General features: G+C 44.2%; 15 protein-coding genes. 5 read left to right on the plus strand and 10 right to left on the minus strand.

All coding sequences use genetic code 11. From position 1 onward, the window contains the following. Positions 1 to 26 precede the first annotated feature (26 nt). The 10 genes from gltA to AB5123_RS03330 form a co-directional block, all read right to left on the minus strand. The gene (gene gltA, locus AB5123_RS03285) at positions 27 to 1,412 is read right to left on the minus strand and encodes an NADPH-dependent glutamate synthase (RefSeq protein ID WP_278649296.1); all 1,386 of its coding nucleotides are present in this window, start codon (positions 1,410 to 1,412) and stop codon (positions 27 to 29) included. Next, positions 1,412 to 2,245: a sulfide/dihydroorotate dehydrogenase-like FAD/NAD-binding protein gene (locus AB5123_RS03290; RefSeq protein WP_046440370.1), complete on the minus strand. Its 834-nt coding sequence runs from the start codon at positions 2,243 to 2,245 to the stop codon at positions 1,412 to 1,414. Before AB5123_RS03290 ends, gltA begins: the two co-directional genes overlap by 1 nt. A 204-nt stretch (positions 2,246 to 2,449) precedes the next feature. Beyond that, the gene (locus tag AB5123_RS03295) at positions 2,450 to 3,697 is read right to left on the minus strand and encodes a glycoside hydrolase family 10 protein (RefSeq protein ID WP_368364523.1); all 1,248 of its coding nucleotides are present in this window, start codon (positions 3,695 to 3,697) and stop codon (positions 2,450 to 2,452) included. Positions 3,698 to 3,850: 153 nt separating this feature from the next. Further along, positions 3,851 to 6,724, minus strand: coding sequence for an Asp-tRNA(Asn)/Glu-tRNA(Gln) amidotransferase subunit GatB (gene gatB / locus AB5123_RS03300; RefSeq protein ID WP_368364524.1), 2,874 nt, complete (start codon positions 6,722 to 6,724; stop codon positions 3,851 to 3,853). Between the two features lie 14 nt (positions 6,725 to 6,738). Next, positions 6,739 to 8,172, minus strand: a complete 1,434-nt coding sequence (gatA, locus tag AB5123_RS03305; RefSeq protein WP_368364525.1) for an Asp-tRNA(Asn)/Glu-tRNA(Gln) amidotransferase subunit GatA — start codon at positions 8,170 to 8,172, stop codon at positions 6,739 to 6,741. 40 nt (positions 8,173 to 8,212) lie between these two features. Then, complete coding sequence (gene gatC, locus AB5123_RS03310) at positions 8,213 to 8,491, minus strand: Asp-tRNA(Asn)/Glu-tRNA(Gln) amidotransferase subunit GatC (protein WP_038671608.1); 279 nt, start codon at positions 8,489 to 8,491, stop codon at positions 8,213 to 8,215. Positions 8,492 to 8,688: 197 nt separating this feature from the next. Further along, positions 8,689 to 9,963 (minus strand): diaminopimelate decarboxylase, encoded by a 1,275-nt coding sequence (locus AB5123_RS03315; RefSeq protein ID WP_038671606.1) that lies wholly within the window; start codon positions 9,961 to 9,963, stop codon positions 8,689 to 8,691. 220 nt (positions 9,964 to 10,183) lie between these two features. After that, a complete protein-coding gene (locus AB5123_RS03320; RefSeq protein ID WP_368364526.1) occupies positions 10,184 to 11,962 on the minus strand; it encodes an ABC transporter ATP-binding protein in 1,779 nt (592 codons plus the stop codon). A 16-nt stretch (positions 11,963 to 11,978) separates the two neighbouring features. Continuing rightward, positions 11,979 to 13,736 (minus strand): ABC transporter ATP-binding protein, encoded by a 1,758-nt coding sequence (locus AB5123_RS03325; RefSeq protein WP_337812123.1) that lies wholly within the window; start codon positions 13,734 to 13,736, stop codon positions 11,979 to 11,981. Positions 13,737 to 13,751: 15 nt separating this feature from the next. Further along, positions 13,752 to 14,207: a MarR family transcriptional regulator gene (locus tag AB5123_RS03330; protein WP_270762025.1), complete on the minus strand. Its 456-nt coding sequence runs from the start codon at positions 14,205 to 14,207 to the stop codon at positions 13,752 to 13,754. A 273-nt stretch (positions 14,208 to 14,480) separates the two neighbouring features. Here AB5123_RS03330 and AB5123_RS03335 point away from each other — a divergent pair, with 273 nt between their 5' ends. The 5 genes from AB5123_RS03335 (at position 14,481) to AB5123_RS03355 (ending at position 18,091) form a co-directional block, all read left to right on the plus strand. Continuing rightward, the gene (locus AB5123_RS03335; RefSeq protein WP_022287283.1) at positions 14,481 to 14,669 is read left to right on the plus strand and encodes a DUF951 domain-containing protein; all 189 of its coding nucleotides are present in this window, start codon (positions 14,481 to 14,483) and stop codon (positions 14,667 to 14,669) included. 68 nt (positions 14,670 to 14,737) lie between these two features. Then, a complete protein-coding gene (prfA, locus tag AB5123_RS03340; protein WP_368364527.1) occupies positions 14,738 to 15,817 on the plus strand; it encodes a peptide chain release factor 1 in 1,080 nt (359 codons plus the stop codon). Between the two features lie 3 nt (positions 15,818 to 15,820). Further along, positions 15,821 to 16,840, plus strand: a complete 1,020-nt coding sequence (locus AB5123_RS03345; protein WP_337812124.1) for an L-threonylcarbamoyladenylate synthase — start codon at positions 15,821 to 15,823, stop codon at positions 16,838 to 16,840. Next, positions 16,837 to 17,439: a dephospho-CoA kinase gene (gene coaE, locus AB5123_RS03350; protein WP_337812125.1), complete on the plus strand. Its 603-nt coding sequence runs from the start codon at positions 16,837 to 16,839 to the stop codon at positions 17,437 to 17,439. The genes AB5123_RS03345 and coaE overlap by 4 nt, the downstream gene beginning before the upstream one ends. Continuing rightward, a complete protein-coding gene (locus AB5123_RS03355; RefSeq protein ID WP_302839028.1) occupies positions 17,429 to 18,091 on the plus strand; it encodes a lytic transglycosylase domain-containing protein in 663 nt (220 codons plus the stop codon). The genes coaE and AB5123_RS03355 overlap by 11 nt, the downstream gene beginning before the upstream one ends. Positions 18,092 to 18,165 lie beyond the last annotated feature (74 nt).

The raw sequence follows: 18,165 nt of genomic DNA on the forward strand, positions 1-18,165 counted from the left end.
AACAAATAATTTTCATTTACAAGAAATTATTTCTTGTTCTTGATATACTCGTCGATAGCAGCGGCAGCCTTTTTGCCTGCACCCATAGCGAGGATAACAGTAGCAGCGCCTGTAACAGCGTCACCGCCTGCGTAAACGCCTTCCTTAGTTGTTGACTCGTTCTCGTCAACGATAAGGCAGCCGTGATCGTTTGTTTCAAGACCAGGAGTTGTGCTTCTGATAAGTGGGTTAGGTGATGTACCGATAGACATGATAGCTGTATCAACGTCAAGAATGAAGTTTGAACCCTCGATAGGGATAGGACGTCTTCTGCCGCTTGCGTCAGGCTCGCCCAGCTCCATTTTGATGCACTCCATGCCTTTTACATGACCGTTCTCGTCGCCAACTATCTTAACAGGGTTGTTAAGAACGAGGAACTCAATGCCCTCTTCCTGAGCGTGATGAACCTCTTCCTTTCTTGCAGGAAGCTCGTCCATTGAACGTCTGTATACGATATAAACGTGCTCAGCGCCAAGTCTCATTGCAGAACGAGCAGCGTCCATAGCAACGTTACCGCCGCCGACAACAGCTACGTTCTTAGACTTCATGATAGGAGTCTCATAATCGTCCTTGTATGCCTTCATAAGGTTGATTCTTGTAAGGTACTCGTTAGCAGAGTAAACGCCTACAAGGCCTTCGCCCTCGATATCCATGAACCTTGGAAGACCTGCGCCTGAGCCTACAAATACAGCCTCATAACCCATGCCCATAAGCTCGTCAATAGAAAGAACTCTGCCGATAACCATGTTTGTCATGATATGTACGCCCATGTTTGTCAGATTGTCTATCTCGTGCTGAACGATAGCCTTTGGAAGTCTGAACTCAGGGATACCATACATAAGAACGCCGCCTGCTGTATGGAATGCCTCATAGATAGTTACGTCATAACCAAGCTTAGCAAGGTCGCCTGCAACTGTAAGGCTTGAAGGACCGCCGCCGACAACAGCTACCTTGTGACCGTTTGGTTCAGCCTTTTCTACGGCAACTGCCTTGTCCATCATATAGTCTGCACAGAATCTCTCAAGTCTGCCTATACCAACAGGCTCACCCTTGATACCTCTTACACACTTGCCCTCACACTGATGCTCCTGTGGACATACACGTCCGCAAACAGCCGGCAGAGCGTTTGTTGTCTTGATGATAGCATAAGCCTCTTCAAACTTGCCCTCTGCTACCTTTGCGATAAACTCAGGTATTCTAACGCTTACAGGACATCCTGTCATACAAGGCTTGTGCTTGCAGTTAAGACATCTCTGAGCTTCTTCTATAGCCTGCTCAGGGGTGTAACCCAAAGTAACTTCCTTGAAGTTTCTAGCTCTTACCTTTGGCTCCTGCTCTGCGATAGGAGTCTTTGTCAAACTCATATTAGCCATTATCTTACACCTCCAGTAAGTCTGCACAAGTGAGCCTTTTCCTGCTCCTTATAAGTTGAGTTTCTTCTCATAAGCTCGTCGAAATCTACCTTCTGACCGTCAAAGTCAGGGCCGTCAACGCAAGCATACTTGATCTTGCCGTCAACAGTTACACGACATCCGCCGCACATTCCTGTGCCGTCGATCATGATAGGGTTGAGTGAAACGAGAGTCTTGATGTCATAAGGCTTTGTTACCTTGCAAACGAACTTCATCATTGGAACAGGTCCGATAGCGATGACCTCGTCAAACTTAGCACCACCGTCAATAAGCTCCTGAAGCTTGTTTGTAACAAATCCGTGATAGCCGTATGAACCGTCGTCTGTACAGATGTGAAGATGTGAAGAAGCCTTGCCCATTTCGTCCTCGAGGATAACGATATCCTTGCTTCTGAAGCCTGCGATAAGGTCAACTTCAACGCCCATGCTGTGGAGTTTCTTAGCCTGTGGGTAAGCGATAGCACAGCCAACGCCTCCGCCTACTACTGCAACTCTCTTGATACCCTCGTCATACTCTGTAGCAACGCCGAGAGGACCAACAACGTCATGGATATAGTCGCCCTCATTAAGTCTTGCAAGCTCAGTTGTAGATGCACCTACTACCTGGAAAATAATTGTGATCGTGCCCTTTTCTCTGTCATAGTCAGCGATAGTGAGCGGAACACGCTCGCCCTTCTCATCAACTCTGTAGATGATGAACTGACCAGCCTCAGCCTTAGCGGCAATGTAAGGTGCGTCGATCTCCATAAGAACAACAGCGTCGTTGAGCTGTCTTCTTGTTACGATTTTGTACACTAAAATCCCTCCCTGAATAATTAGCAAAATAATATTGTTTTAGGCAAATAATACAAAAACATTTTCTATTATCGCCTTACAGCATATAACATTATACTATATTTAAAAAGAAATTTCAATAGTTTTTTGTTTACTTCCATAAATTTTATAATAATATATCACAATTTGTTTACATTTAACATACCATAATTTATATATCACATATCATTTTACAGATGTATTAAGTTTATCAAAAGCAATTTCGATACACTCCTGCTCCTGAACACCTCTATCACTGCCACCAAACAAGCTTGCATAGCCGTAGACTGCCGCTCCTGCGTAGTTATAACTAACTACAGCGTCATTTATCTGCCTGCCGATAATGCCGATATTTTCAGAAAATTCACTTTCGCTGTCTATCTTATATACTCCCAGACCTGCCACCAGCGTAACATCAGTTGTGCAGACATCAGCCCATTGCTGTAGGGTATCCTCATAAGGCTTGACAGAATTTTCATAACCGAAGTATATCTGCGGACAGATATAATCTATATACCCCTCCTCACTGCACCACTTTTTCACATCAGCGTACATATACTCATAGTTGTTCTCCATATTTCCCTGAGGCGAAACTCCCACCAGAATATCCTTATCCACTGCTTTTACCGCACTGTATATCTCCCCCACCATAAGGGAGATATTGTTCAGCCGCCATTTTGCTAGATCGTCAAACTCCGTCTGGGCAGAAAAGCACTGAGCGTCAAAATCCTCAGCCGTTGTGGGATAAAAATAATCGTCGAAGTGCAAGCCGTCAATATCATAATTTTCTGCAAGCTCCGCTGCACCCTCTGCTATAAGCTGTCTTACCTCATCATAAGCAGGATCAAGCCACAAATGGCTGTCGCCATCAACCTGTTCTAGGTAGCCGCCGTCCTCGTCATACCACTTTTTCAGAAGAAAGCTATCGTCATAATTCTGAAAACATTCCTCATTCTCACACCTGAGAGGATTTATCCATGCGTGAAAAGACAGCCCCTTATCATGTGCAGTCTGTATCATTATATCAAGCGGGTCAAAGCCGCCCTGCTCCCCTGCCACGCCTGTTATATATTTTGATGCAGGATAAAGTTCCGAATCATATATAGCATCCCCGAAAGGTCTGACGTGAACATACAGCGTATTACAACCTATGCTCAAAGCATTTTCACACGCCTGAGAAAAGTTCTCACGAAATTCCTCGGCACTTTTCCCTGTGAGCATATCAGCAAGGTCAATATAGGATATCCATATAGCTTTCTGCACAGTATAATTAAGCTTGTGTGACGTTTCCACATCAGTGTAGTTTTTCTCTCCGCACACAGGTATCACCGATGCTTTTTCCATAGTCACAAGCCTGTCCCTCTGGGAATTTACCTCACCTCCGCAGGAGCAAAGGGTCAAAAAACAAATAAGTAAAATAAGAATTTTTTTCAAGAATATCAGTCCTCCGAATCAGTATCATTGAATTATACTATTCTTATTGGACAAATATTCTGCTTTTATACAGCCCCGACGTACCGCCTTTTTGCCTTATCATAAAAAAAGAACGGACAGACCTGCCCGTTCTTTGATAAACATATTTGCAGACTATGGAAGAAGTCTGTTGATATCTCTTGGGAACAGTGATGTTTCCCTGATGTTGTTCTTGTTAAGAAGCTTCATGAGAAGTCTTTCAAGACCGATACCAAGTCCACCGTGAGGTGGCAGACCATACTTGTGAGCCTCAAGATAGTTCTTGAAGTCAGCAGGGTCAAGTCCCTGAGCCTTCATCTTCTCTACCTGCTCGTTGTAATCGTGTATTCTCTGACCGCCCGAAGTAATTTCAAGTCCTCTGAACAACAGATCGAACTTGTATGCTTCTCTTGGGTCTTCTCTGGAGTTCATTGCATAGAACGGAGGCTTTGATGACGGGAAGTGTGTAACAAAGATAAAGTCTGAATCGTACTTTTCCTTGGCATACTTGCCGAGGTTTACCTCGTCCTCCGGGTCAAGATCGAACTTCTTGCCGCTTCCCTCGCCGCCTCTCAGCAGTTCGATAGCGTCAGCGAACTTGATAGACGGAACTTCCTTTATCTCAGGAACGTCAGCCTCAAGTATCTTCAACTCGTTCTGATAGTTTTCCTTGATATACTCGAAAATGGACTTGAGCATTGCAATCTCCATTTTCATAACGTCATACATACTGTCGATATAGCCCATTTCAAAGTCAAGACCGATATACTCGTTGATATGACGTGAAGTAGCGTGCTTTTCAGCTCTGTATACAGGTGCTATCTCATAAACTCTGTCAAAGAATGCCACAGCCATTTGCTTATAGAACTGCGGTGACTGGTTAAGGAACGCAGACTTGCCGAAATAGTCAAGACGGAAGATGTTAGCGCCGCCCTCAGCACCCTGAGCAACTATCTTTGGCGAGTGTATCTCAGTGAAGTTGTTTGCCTGCATGAACTTGTGCATACCCTGAACAAGACCCTCCTGGAGCTTGAATATAGCTCTCTCATATGGGTTTCTCAGTGAAGCCGCACGGTTGTCAAGGTTTACTTCTATTGTGCAGTTAAGTCTGCCCTGTGATATCTTCAAAGGAAGCTCAGCGGCGTTCGTTGAGATAAGCTTGATAGAATCAAGTTCTATTTCAAGACCGTTGAAATCCTTAGGATTTTCCTTAACGATACCCTTTACGTTTACAAAGAATCCCTCTCTCAGACCCTCGATAGAATCCTTGCAGTTGTCGGCAGAGTAAACTGTCTGTATAACATCTCTTGAAGTTCTTACAACGATAAAGGCAATGCTTCCCATGTTCTTTATTCTGTGAACACAGCCTGAAAACTCAACTTCCTTGCCCATGTTAGCCTTAGCGTCAGCAAGCATAAACTCTTTCTTTACGTCAGCCGTATCTATCATAAGCATTTTGCCGTCATTTTCAGGTACATACTTATCAGCGTTCTCATACTTTGTGAGCTTTGAAGCGTCGATAACGTTGTCCTTTACGTCCTCTTTCTTCTCATTGTCAGAAGCGGCACTTGCGGCGGCAGCTTTCAGCTTGCTTTCAAGAATTTCCTTGATTATCTTAGGTGTAGCAACGCCCTTGAGAGCCTTTGTACACTGACCCATGATAAAGCCGAATACCTTTGTTTCGCCGTTCTTATACTGCTCTACCTGTGCGGCATTTGCGGCGAGTATCTCGTCAACGCCTGCCTCGACCTTTGCAGTATCTACAGTGATTATCATACCCTTGCTCTTTGCAATGTCCATAGGCTTGCCGCCCTCTTCTACCATTGCTCTGAACACGGTCTTAGCGTCGTTCTTTGATACCTTTTCTGTATCAGCCATTTCAACAAGCTCAGCGAACTCCTCAGGTGTGAAGCTGATATTGTTTATATCTATCTCGCCCAAATTTACTCTTCTCATAAACTCGCCGAGAATGAAAACAGCCACGCTCTTAGGATTGTTATATCTCTTAAGTGCATTCTCAAAGAAATCTGAGATTATCTTTGTTTGGATAAGCGTTTTTGCGTCTATCTCAGAAATACCGTATTCCTCAGTGTATCTCTTGAATCTGCTGCTTGGCATTTCAGGCAGCTTAGCCTTTATCTCATCAAGCTGAGCGTCTGTAAGGTTTACCTGAAGAATATCAGGCTCTGGGAAATAACGATAATCGTTAGCGTTTTCCTTTGTACGCATTGAAGTTGTCTTATCTCTGTTTGCGTTGTAACGTCTTGTTTCCTGAACGACCTTTTTGCCAGCTTCAAGAAGAAGCGCCTGTCTTTTTTCCTCATACTTGATAGCTCTGCCAACAGACTTGATAGAGTTGATGTTCTTTATCTCTGCACGAGTACCGAACTCAGTAGCGTCAGGTCTCATAAGAGAGATATTAACGTCACATCTCAGTGAGCCTTGCTCCATTTTACAGTCGCAAACGCCTGCATACTGCAAAAGCAGAGATATCTGCTCAACGAAAGCCATAGCTTCTTCAGCTGACGCTATATCAGGCTCAGTAACTATCTCGATAAGCGGGATACCGCATCTGTTATAGTCAGCCATTGAGATTCCGTTGAAAGCGTCATGAACGAGCTTACCGGCGTCTTCCTCAAGGTGGATATGGTTTATTCTGATATTCTTTTTCTGACCGTTCACCTCGATAGGCACATATCCAGGACCTACGATAGGTCTGTAAAGCTGTGATATCTGATATGCCTTTGGCAGGTCAGGATAGAAGTAGTTCTTTCTGTCGAATACTGAAAACTTGTTGATACCGCAGTTGAGTGCATAGCCTGCCTTTACAGCATACTCTACAGCCTGCTGATTGATGATAGGCAGAGTACCGGGCATACCTGTACATACAGGGCAGCATCTTGTATTTGGCGCACCTCCGAACTCAGCGGAGCAGTTACAAAAGATCTTAGTTTTGGTAAGCAGCTCGGCGTGGATCTCAAGGCCGATGACCGTTCTCCATTTTTCCATTTGTCTTACCTCCCTTAAAGCTTTGGCGCAACAGGCTTGAAGCCCTTTTCGTATGCGTCGGCAGTCTTGATGATAGTTGCCTCGTCGAACTTTCTGCCTATAACAGACATACCGATAGGCATACCCTTGCTGTCATAGCCGCAAGGAGTTGATATAGCAGGCAGACCTGCGATATTTACTGTAACTGTGCATATATCAGCCTGATACATCTGAACAGGGTCGGAAGTCATCTCAGGGCTGTATGCAACAGCAGGAGTTGTCGGAGTAAGAATAACGTCGCACTTCTCGAATATATCGTTGTATTCTTTTCTTATAAGCTGTCTGAGAGCCATTGCTTTTCTATAGTAAGCGTCATAATATCCGCTTGACAGGCAGTAGTTTCCAAGAAGTATTCTTCTCTTTACTTCCTCGCCGAAGCCCTCTGAACGTGACTTGATTATAAGCTCCTCATAGCTGTCGGCTGTAAGCGTTCTGTGACCGTACTTGATACCGTCATATCTTGACAGGTTTGAAGCCGCCTCAGCACAGGCAAGAAGATAATAACAAGGAACAGCATACTTAAGCGACGGCATAGAACACTCGATAAGCTCAGCGCCCATTGCCTTATATTCCTCAGCAGCCTTTAAAACGGCAGCCTTTACCTCATCATTGATGCCCTCTGCATAGAACTCCTTAGGGAGTGCTATCTTCATGCCCTTCATTGACTCGCCTATCTTTGCGGTGAAGTCAGGCACTTCAAGCTTTGAGCTTGTGCCGTCATGGAAGTCATAGCCGCATATCTCATTAAGAAGGATAGCACAGTCATGAGCGTCAAGACCGATAGAACCTATCTGGTCAAGAGATGAAGCGAAAGCCACAAGACCGAATCTTGAAACTCTGCTGTATGTTGGCTTGATACCTGTTACGCCGCAGAAAGCAGCAGGCTGTCTGATAGATCCGCCTGTATCAGTACCAAGAGCAACAGGTGCAAGTCCCGCAGCAACTGCCGCAACAGATCCGCCTGATGAGCCTCCAGGTACACGGTCAAGATCATAAGGATTCTTTGTCTTTGCAAAAGCGGAGGTCTGCGTAGAGCCTCCCATTGCGAACTCGTCCATAGAAGTCTTGCCGAGCATTACGATATTCTCAGCGTCGAGCTTTTCCATAACGGTCGCATTATAAGGCGGAACAAAGTTTTCAAGCATTTTTGACGCACAGGTGGTCTTTACGCCCTCTGTACAAATATTGTCCTTTACTGCCACAGGTATTCCTGTGAGAGCCTTTGCTTCGCCCTTATCGATAACGCCCTGAGCCTTTTCAGCCTGCTCCAGAGCCTTTTCCTCAGTAACAGTGATAAAGCTCTTTACCTTATCGTCATATTTCTTTATTCTCTCAAAATATGTCTGTGCAAGCTCTTTAGCGGAAATTTCCTTACTGTCAAGAGCCTTACGCATATCACGGATTTTCATTGAAGAAACGTCCAAATTTCACACTACCTTCCTGTTAAATTTACTCTACGACCTTAGGCACTACAAAGCAGTTGTTTGTATTCACTGCATTTGAAAGGACCTTTGAAGTAGGCATAGATTCGATGACCTCGTCTTTTCTCAGATCGTTGAGGTAAACATCATGATTGTCCTTGAGATCGTCATAGGTAATGTCGATTTCCTTTACGGTATCCATAAGATCAATAATATCAGTCATCTGCTCGGCTGTGGCTGCAAGCTCTTTATCGGAATATTCCAGCTTGCTAAGCTCTGCCAGATACTTGACCATGTTCAAATCCATATATAATCCCTGACCTTTCTTAATATTAAGGCAACGCCTTAGGTGCAAAAATACACCAATTCAATTTAATATTATACTACATCTCATACTATTTTGCAAGCAAAAATCACATAAATTCCGATTTTTTTAATATTTGCTCACCAAACGCCCAAAAACAGCAAGACCCACAGAGAAATTCCCTGTGGATCTAAGCGTCATTACTTATTATTCTTTGTATATTTATCGAAAATATCAGTGAAATCAAATGTTGCGAAATAGTCAGCAGGAGTTTCGGCACGTCTGATCATGTCGAAAGAGCCGTCCTCGTGGAGAAGTATCTCTGCTGAACGGAGCTTTCCGTTGTAGTTATAACCCATTGAGAAACCGTGTGCGCCTGTATCGTGGATAACGATTATATCGCCAGTGTCTATCTCAGGCAACATTCTGTCGATCGCAAACTTATCGTTGTTCTCGCAAAGACCGCCAGTTACGTCATACTTGTGGTCGCACGGAGCGTTCTCCTTGCCAAGAACTGTAATGTGATGATATGAACCGTACATAGCAGGACGCATAAGGTTGCAGGCACAAGCATCAAGTCCAACATACTCCTTATAAGTATGCTTATGATGTGTGCAGGTAGCAACGAGATGACCGAATGGAGCGAGCATATATCTGCCAAGTTCTGTGAAGATAGCAACGTCACCAAGACCAGCAGGAACCATTATATCCTCAAATGCCTTGCGAACGCCCTCGCCGATAGCGAAGATATCGTTCTGTGGCTTGTCAGGCTCATATGCTATACCAACACCGCCTGAAAGGTTTACGAACTTGATGTCTGCACCCGTCTTTTCATGAAGCTCAACAGCAAGCTCGAAAAGTATTCTTGCAAGCTTTGGATAATAAGCGTTTGAAACAGTGTTTGAAGCAAGGAAAGCGTGAAGTCCGAAATGCTTTGCGCCTTTCTGCTGAAGTACCTTGAAGCCCTCAAAAAGCTGCTCTCTTGTGAAGCCGTACTTAGCCTCACCAGGGTTGTCCATTATCTGAGTTTCTATCTCGAAATGTCCGCCCGGATTGAAACGGCAACAGATAGTTTCAGGAATACCGCAAAGGTCGTCAAGATAATCTATGTGTGTGAAATCGTCAAGGTTGATATAAGCGCCAAGCTCTCTTGCCTTGAGAAAATCCGCCTTTGGAGTTACGTTTGAAGAAAACATGATGTCGCTTCCGCTGAATCCGCAGCAGTCGCTCATCATAAGCTCAGTAAGAGAAGAACAGTCAACGCCGCAGCCCTCTTCCTTGAGTATTTTCAAAATGAATGGGTTAGGAGTAGCCTTTACAGCGAAATACTCTTTGAAGCCTTTGTTCCAGCTAAATGCCTTGTAAAGATCTCTGGCTCTCTGTCTGATACCCTTTTCGTCGTAGATATGAAAAGGTGTAGGATACTGCTTGATTATCTCCTCAGCCTTTTCCTTGGTTATAAATGGTGTTTTCATTATATATCAATCCTTCTGCAAATAATATATTTTATAAAAATACATATTTATCATACCATTTTAATACGGATTAGTCAAGTGAATTATCTGATTTTAAGAAATAAAATACACTTTATTGTCATTTTTCAATACAGCCACACCACTGTCACACCCATTTTAGTAAAAAAAGCACAAAGCACACAGCCGTAAAAGCCGTGTGCTTTGCATATAAAAGCCTGCTTTATGAAGCCTGATCGAACTGGCTGTTATAAAGCTCGGCATAAAATCCACCCTTTGCCATAAGGGTTTCATGGTTTCCGCTTTCGATAACGTCGCCGTCACGCATAACAAGTATCAGGTCTGCGTTTTTGATAGTCGAAAGTCTGTGTGCGATAACAAAGCTCGTTCTGCCCTTTGTGAGCTTATCCATTGCCCTTTGGATAAGAAGCTCCGTTCTCGTATCGACAGAAGATGTTGCTTCATCAAGTATGAGCATAGGCGCATTCTGGAGCATTGCCCTTGCGATAGTGAGAAGCTGCTTCTGTCCTGCGGATATTGCCACGCTTTCAGAAAGCACTGTATCAAAGCCCTCAGGGAGCGTATGAACGAACTTATCAAGACCGCAGGCTTTGCACACTCTTTCAAGGGACTCATCGCTTATGCCCTCCATGTTGTAAACAAGGTTTTCTCTCACAGTGCCCTCAAAAAGCCATGTGTCCTGCAAAACCATGCTGAACATATTGTGAACAGTTTCACGGCTCAGCTGTGAGATAGGCGTGCCATCTATGGAGATACTTCCACTGTTTATCTCGAAAAATCTCATAAGCAGATTTACCATTGTGGTCTTACCTGCACCAGTCGGTCCAACGATAGCCACCTTCTGACCTGCCTTTACCTCTGCGGAGAAGTTCTTTATTATCACCTTGTCAGGAGTATCAGGATAGCTGAAACGAACATTTTCAAAGCTTACGTTGCCCTTTACCTCAGGCATTTCACTGCTCTTGTCGCTCTCGTCTGGAAGTTCCTCGCTTTCGATAAAGTCAAATATTCTCTGAGCTGACGCAGAGGCTGTCTGCATATTCGTCATGCCCTGAGCTATCTGACCAAGAGGCGATGTGAAAAGTCTTACATAAAGAATGAACGATATTATTACGCCGAATGTGATAGTGCCGTTAAGGGCGAGCATTGAGCCGAAAACGCATACTGCAACGTATGCAAGATTGCCGATAACGTTCATAAGCGGCTGCATGATACCTGACAGAAACTGTGACTTCCAGTTTGCGTTGTATACAGCCTCGTTAAGTCCGCCAAAATGTTTCTTTACATTATCTGCTCCACGGGATATCCTTACTACCTCGTGACCTGAATACATCTCCTCAACATAGCCGTTAAGCTTACCAAGGCTTTCCTGTCTGTCGAGGAAGAACTTCTGTGATTTTGACATTATGAAAACTATCAGGAAAAGTCCGAAGAATGTGATGAACAGTGAGATGAGTGCAAGTCGCCATTCTGTAACGAACATCATTATAAGACAGCCCACAAACTGTGCCGCTGCACTGATTATGGTCGGAAGACTATTTGTAAGACCCTGTTGTAAAGTTGATACATCATTTGTGATACGGCTGAGTATATCGCCCTGTGAATGTGAGTTGAAATACTTCTGTGGAACGCAGTTTATCTTTCTTGAAAGGTCGCTTCTCATTCTGTATGACATTTTCAGCGTGACAGTTGCCATTATATACTGCTGAATAAAGGTAAAAAGCGAGCTTGAAATATATATCGCTCCAAGGAATATTCCTACCCTTGCCACCGCTTTAAGGTCAATGCCTGTCATAAGTCCGTCTGCTATAAGGTCGGTTATCTCGCCCACCTTGTCAGGCCCTATGATAGTCAGCACCGCACCAAGCGCCGCAAGAACCAATGCCACGGCAACGATACCTACACTGCCTTTCATATACTCTATTATTTTTTTCATAGCGGACGCCATTTCGCCCTTACTAGACTTCTCGTATTTTCTCATTATGTAGTCCCCCTTTCTATGCAAGTTCTGCCGCACTTAGCTGTGAAAGTGCTATCTCTTTGTATACGTCGCAGTTTTTCATAAGCTCATCATGAGTACCCATGCCCACGGCTTCGCCACGGTCAAGGACTATTATCTTGTCTGCATGACGGATAGTGCTTATTCTCTGTGCAACGATTATCTTTGTTGTGTCCCCAAGCTTCTCGTTAAGACCCTCTCTGAGCTTTGCGTCTGTCTTGTAATCAAGGGCTGAGAAAGAATCATCAAATACAAGTATCTCAGGCTTTCTTGAAAGCGCTCTTGCAATAGACAAACGCTGCTTCTGTCCGCCTGAAACGTTTCTGCCCATTTGAGATATCATATGCTCTGTGCCGTCAGGAAGCTTATCCACAAACTCCTCCGCCTGAGAAAGCTCGATAGCGTTTTTAAGCTCCTCGTCAGTTTCAGGAGCGGCACTCTCGCCAAAGAAAACATTTTCTCTTATACTTCCTGCAAAAAGCACAGCCTTCTGTGTTACATATCCAAGCTTGTCATAAAGGGTATCGAACTTGTAGTTTTTTACGTTTACGCCGTCCACGAGGACTTCGCCCTCTGTTGCGTCATAAAATCTTGGTATAAGGCTTATAAGCGTTGTCTTGCCGCTTCCTGTTGCGCCGATTATGGCAAGGGTCTGACCCTTTTCTATCTTGAAACTTATGTTGCTCAGCTCGTCCTCAGAGGCATGAGGATATCTGAAAGAAACGTTTTTGAACTCAACAGTACCCTGCTCTCTTCCCTCGCCGACGCTTCCCTCTTTTATGTTCACGTCACGCTCAAGCACTTCGTTGATACGCTCTGCAGATACCTGAGCCGCAGGGAGCATCATGAATATCATAACGAGCATCATAAATGACATTACAACGTATGTGGCATATGTGCTGAATACCACCACGTTGCTGAAAAACGTTATCCTGTCCTGAACAGCCGTCAGGGCTATCTGCTGGATAAGCACTGCTCCAAGCCAGTAGATAGCAAGGGTCAGACCATTCATTCCGATATTCATAACTGGCATCATAAGTGCGAACATTCTCTGGTTTTTGAGCTGTGTGTTCATCATATCCTTGCTTGGAACATCGAACTTGTCGTTCTGATATTTCTCAGCATTAAAAGCATGGACAACGTTTATGCCTGTGAGATTTTCTCTTGCCACACGGTTTATTTTATCAGTTAGCTTCTGAACAATACGGAATCTCGGTATGCAGGTAGCCATAACTGCAAGAACGAATACGCATATCACCACAACGAACGCCGCAGTCACCGCTGAAAGCTCCCAGCTCTTGCCCAGTATCTTTATAACAGCCCAAACCGCCATGATAGGAGATTTTATTATCATCTGAAGTCCCATTGACACTATCATCTGTATCTGTGTGATGTCGTTTGTTGTCCTTGTTATAAGGCTAGGTATGGAAAAGTCCTGCATCTCCTCGCTGCCCATATCCATAACATGGTTGAACAGCTTTTCTCTTATTGTGTAGCTGAATCCTGAGGCAGTCTTTGCGGAAAGATAGCCGCAGACGATAGCAAGAGCGGCACTTGCAAGGGTACAGCCAAGCATTTTAAGTCCGACGTTCAGGATATCGGAAGTTTCACTGCCTGCCGTGTTGAGCATCATGGTCAGGTCAGTCATATAGTCAGGCAGCGTCAGGTCAAAATACACCTGTCCCAGCACCAGAAGTGCACAGAGAACAGCCATAAGCACCTCACGCTTGCCCATCTTTTTAAGCAGTTTTATCATAGTTGTTACCTCCTTCTACATACATTCTTTAAGAATGCTGTCTATATTGTCGCTAACGATATGCAGGCATTTTTTGAAATGTGCCATGTCATCGTCCGAAAAGCCAGCGATAAGCTTGTGTGCGAACTTTTTCTGCAGCTCTCTGCCCTCTTTTATAACAGGCTGGGCCTTTTCTGTGCAGACCAGACGGCATTTTCTTCTGTCGCCCTTTACCGCCTGCCTTTCAACAAAGCCTGCTTCCACAAGCTTTTCTACATGGAAAGACACAAGCGCCGCCTTGATATTCCTATATCTACACACATCACCCGCTGTGTTGAACTCAGGATTGTTCGCAAGAAACATGAGTACGTCAAGCGCCGTCTTTGGCATATCGAGCTTTTTACAAAGGGGCTGCATGACTTTTTCATATGCTTCTGCAAGCTTCTTTGAATGATCAAACATATGAGTTGCTGTTGTCATATTATCGTTCATTGTCAAACCTCCAATATTAGATATTTCAAATTTGAACAATCTAATATTAACACTTTTTCAAAAGCTATTCAATGAACATTTTGTAAATTCAGCTTCTTATAATGTCATTTTTGTAACAATGCAACAAAAATCAAATATATGGACTATAATATTTGTACAGCAATAAAACCGCCCTCTCCGCTATTGCAATAAAGGGAGAAATGTGTTATAATAACGATGTATGGGCAGAGTATTCGCTCTGCTTCACCTTTTAAGAAAGGAAAGTGGTGCAAAATGGATATTGTAAAAGGCGATATTCTTGTAATGAAGAAAAGTCACCCCTGCGGCAGTAACAGAATGATAGTTCTGCGCTCAGGCATGGATTTCAAGCTGCGCTGCGAGGGCTGCGGACGAGAGTTCATGATAGTACGCAGCAAAGCCGAAAAGAACGTAAAAACTATTATCAGAGAGGCTGAGTCATAGCTATTCTCGCAATTTATGATATATAACAAATGTATGATATGAAATAAAAATGACAGGAGAATATAACTATGTTTGAAAAGCTCAAAGCACTCGAAGATAAATTCAATGAAATAAACGAAAAGCTCATGCAGCCTGAAACTATAAACAACACTTCACTGTATACGAGCCTTATGAAAGAATACAAGACACTTACGCCGATAGTTGAAAAGTTCGGCGAATACAAAAAGGCAAAGGCTGCCAATGACGAAGCCATCGAGCTTCTTGACGCAGGCGGAATGGATAAGGACTTCAAGGAAATGGTGCAGATGCAGCTTGAGGAATCCAAGGAAGATATGGCTAAGCTTGAAGAAGAGCTTAAGCTTCTCCTGCTGCCGAAAGACCCTAACGATGAGCGTAACGTTATCATAGAGATAAGAGGCGGAGCAGGCGGTGAGGAAGCTGCGCTGTTTGCAGGCTCTCTTTATAGAATGTATTCAATGTATGCCGCTTCAAAGGGCTGGACCATAGAAGTCATGAACGCCAACGAAACAGAGCTTGACGGCTATAAGGAAATAACTTTCAGCGTGTCAGGCGAGGGAGCATATTCAAGACTTAAATACGAAAGCGGAGTACACAGAGTTCAGCGTGTACCTGAAACTGAGTCACAGGGCAGAGTTCACACGTCTACTGTTACAGTTGCCGTGCTTCCAGAGGCTGACGAAGTGGAGCTTGACCTTAACGAAGAAAAAGATCTGAAAATAGACGTGTTCCGTTCATCAGGAGCAGGCGGACAGCACATCAACAAGACATCTTCCGCTATCAGAATAACTCATCTGCCTACAGGTATGGTAGTTGAGTGTCAGGACGAGCGTTCACAGTTCAAGAACAAGGAAAAGGCTCTGAAAGTTCTCCGTTCAAGACTTCTTGACCAAAAAGTTCAGGCTCAGAACAAGGAGATCGCAGACAACAGACGTTCACAGGTGGGAACAGGTGACCGTTCCGAAAGAATAAGAACTTACAACTATCCTGAGGGAAGAATTTCCGACCACAGAATCGGTCTTACTATCTACAGACTTGAACAGGTGCTTAACGGCGCACTTGATGAAATAATCGACGCACTTGCAACAGCCGATCAGGCTGCCAAGCTTGCAAGTCAGGAAGAAGAATAAAAAATGTTTGACACAAAAATACTTGGCACTGACGAGGACAGCATAGCATATGCCGCAAAGCTGCTCTCACAGGGTGAAGTCGTTGGTATGCCGACGGAAACTGTATATGGTCTTGCGGCGAACGCTTTTGATGAAGCGGCTGTAAGAAAAATATTCGCCGCAAAGGGCAGACCTGCCGACAATCCTCTAATAGTGCATATATCTGACATTTCTCAGCTTGAGGGACTTGTGGATAAGATACCGCCCCTTGCTGTAAAGTGCGCAGAAAAATTTTGGGCAGGACCTCTCACAATGATAATGCCAAAGTCTGAAAAGATACCAATGGTAACGAGCGGAGGACTTGACACAGTGGGCATAAGAATGCCGTCACATAAGGTGGCAAGAGCGCTTATCTCAGCCTGCGGCTTCCCTATCGCCGCACCGTCGGCAAACCTTTCAGGAAGCCCGTCACCTACAACAGCACAGCACGTCCTTAACGATATGCACGGCAGGATACCTGCCATAATAGACGGCGGAGCTTGCGGAGTGGGCGTTGAATCAACTGTTATAAGCTTTGAAGGCGAGGACGGAATAAGACTTCTCAGACCGGGATTTATCTCAGCCGAGGATCTTATGGAGATCACCCCGAACGTTCTTATCGACAAGGGCGTTTTGGAAAAGCTGGGTGAGAACGTAAAAGTTCGCTCACCTGGTATGAAATACAAGCACTATGCCCCAAAGGCTGATGTGACTATCATTGACAGCAGTCTTGAAGCTTTCAGAGAATATGTGAAAACTCACGCTGACAATGACACCACACTTATGGTGTTCACTGACAGCGATTGCGAGGGGCTTGATATACCCCACATCTGCTATGGCGCAAATGACGAGGAACAGGCAAAAGAGCTTTTTGACGTTCTCAGAGGACTTGATGATATAGGTGCAAAGAAAGTTTTTGCACGCTGTCCTAACAAAGACGGCGTGGGGCTTGCAGTGTATAACCGACTTTTAAGAGCCGCAGGCTTTCAGGTGGTGAAACTGTGAAAAAAACAGTAGTAGGGCTTACAGGTCAAAGCGGTGCAGGCAAGACAACTATATCGGACGCTTTCAGAGAAAGTGGCTTTGAGATAATAAACTGCGATATAGTTGCAAGAGAAGTCACAAACGCTGATAGCGAATGCTGTAAAGAGCTTGCAAAGCTTTTCCCAAGCTGCTTTGACGAGAACTGTTCTCTTGACAGACAGAAGCTCGGGGAGATAGTTTTTTCAGATAAGAATAAGCTTCAAATGCTCAATGATACCATATACCCTTTTATAAACAAGCTTATTGACGAAAAGATAAACGCCGCACCAAGCAGGTTCATACTTCTTGACGCACCGACCCTTTTTGAAGCAGGTGCGGATAAGCTTTGCAGTGTTATCGTAAGCGTTGTGGCAGACTTTGGCATAAGGCTTGAAAGGATAACCAAAAGGGACGGCATTTCGGCGGAGCTTGCAAAAAAGCGTTTTTCTTCTCAGCATACTATGGAATTTTTCAAGGCTCACAGCGATTTCGTCATTGAGAACAACGGCTCTGTGAATGACACATTCCAAAAGACCTGTGAGGTCATAGAAACAATAAAGGAAAGATATAATGGCGGCTAATGGAAAAAACAGCAGGCGTAAAAAGAAAAAGCACATAAAAAAAGGTCCCGTACTCATAGCAGTCATACTTCTGCTGTGCGGTATAGGCTGGCTCACATATCTTTATCACGAGCAGATAATCAACAAGGCAAAGGATATTCCGAACTCTTTTTCATATCCTACAGATTATGAGGAGTATGTAATAAGATACAGCACCAAGTACAAGTGCGACCCTGTGCTTGTGTTCTCTGTGATAAAAGTGGAAAGCGGCTTTAATAAGGACGCTGTTTCATCAGTGGGTGCCAGAGGTCTTATGCAGCTTATGGAGGACGCATACGATTGGATAAAATATCGCCTTGACGATCAGCGTGACAACACCTATGATGATATGTTCGACCCTGAACTTAATATCCAATATGGCACATACTATCTCAGCTATCTTATGGAAAAGTATGACGGCTCTGTAGAGCTGACAGCGGCAGCATATCACTGCGGAATGAATCTTGTTGACAGTTGGATAGAAAACGGCACTGTTGACCCTGACAATTTCAAAGTCAGCGACATACCTGACGAAAATGACCAGACTTCAAACTATGTGCGCAAGATACGCAAAGCCTATGACAATTATAAGGATATACTCAGCAGTCATGGGGATATTACAGAAAGCAGTTAAGCAAAACCATGCGCAGGGGCGAACAGTGTCCGCCCATTGTAACGCAGTTTCAATAAGAATACATTAAAAGGAGG

Origin of the sequence: Ruminococcus sp. RTP21204st1_B2_RTP21204_210225 (assembly GCF_040914135.1) — a bacterium.
Classification (GTDB): domain Bacteria; phylum Bacillota; class Clostridia; order Oscillospirales; family Ruminococcaceae; genus Hominimerdicola; species Hominimerdicola aceti.

What these genes read in the sequence shown, in the direction of transcription:
- AB5123_RS03325 (WP_337812123.1), bottom strand. Translation starts at nt 13,736, where the DNA reads ATGATAAAACTGCTTAAAAAGATGGGCAAGCGTGAGGTGCTTATGGCT.
- gatC (WP_038671608.1), bottom strand. Translation starts at nt 8,491, where the DNA reads ATGGATTTGAACATGGTCAAGTATCTGGCAGAGCTTAGCAAGCTGGAA.
- gltA (WP_278649296.1), bottom strand. Translation starts at nt 1,412, where the DNA reads ATGGCTAATATGAGTTTGACAAAGACTCCTATCGCAGAGCAGGAGCCA.
- AB5123_RS03315 (WP_038671606.1), bottom strand. Translation starts at nt 9,963, where the DNA reads ATGAAAACACCATTTATAACCAAGGAAAAGGCTGAGGAGATAATCAAG.
- gatB (WP_368364524.1), bottom strand. Translation starts at nt 6,724, where the DNA reads ATGGAAAAATGGAGAACGGTCATCGGCCTTGAGATCCACGCCGAGCTG.
- gatA (WP_368364525.1), bottom strand. Translation starts at nt 8,172, where the DNA reads ATGAAAATCCGTGATATGCGTAAGGCTCTTGACAGTAAGGAAATTTCC.
- AB5123_RS03335 (WP_022287283.1), top strand. Translation starts at nt 14,481, where the DNA reads ATGGATATTGTAAAAGGCGATATTCTTGTAATGAAGAAAAGTCACCCC.
- AB5123_RS03330 (WP_270762025.1), bottom strand. Translation starts at nt 14,207, where the DNA reads ATGAACGATAATATGACAACAGCAACTCATATGTTTGATCATTCAAAG.
- prfA (WP_368364527.1), top strand. Translation starts at nt 14,738, where the DNA reads ATGTTTGAAAAGCTCAAAGCACTCGAAGATAAATTCAATGAAATAAAC.
- AB5123_RS03320 (WP_368364526.1), bottom strand. Translation starts at nt 11,962, where the DNA reads ATGAGAAAATACGAGAAGTCTAGTAAGGGCGAAATGGCGTCCGCTATG.
- AB5123_RS03355 (WP_302839028.1), top strand. Translation starts at nt 17,429, where the DNA reads ATGGCGGCTAATGGAAAAAACAGCAGGCGTAAAAAGAAAAAGCACATA.
- AB5123_RS03345 (WP_337812124.1), top strand. Translation starts at nt 15,821, where the DNA reads ATGTTTGACACAAAAATACTTGGCACTGACGAGGACAGCATAGCATAT.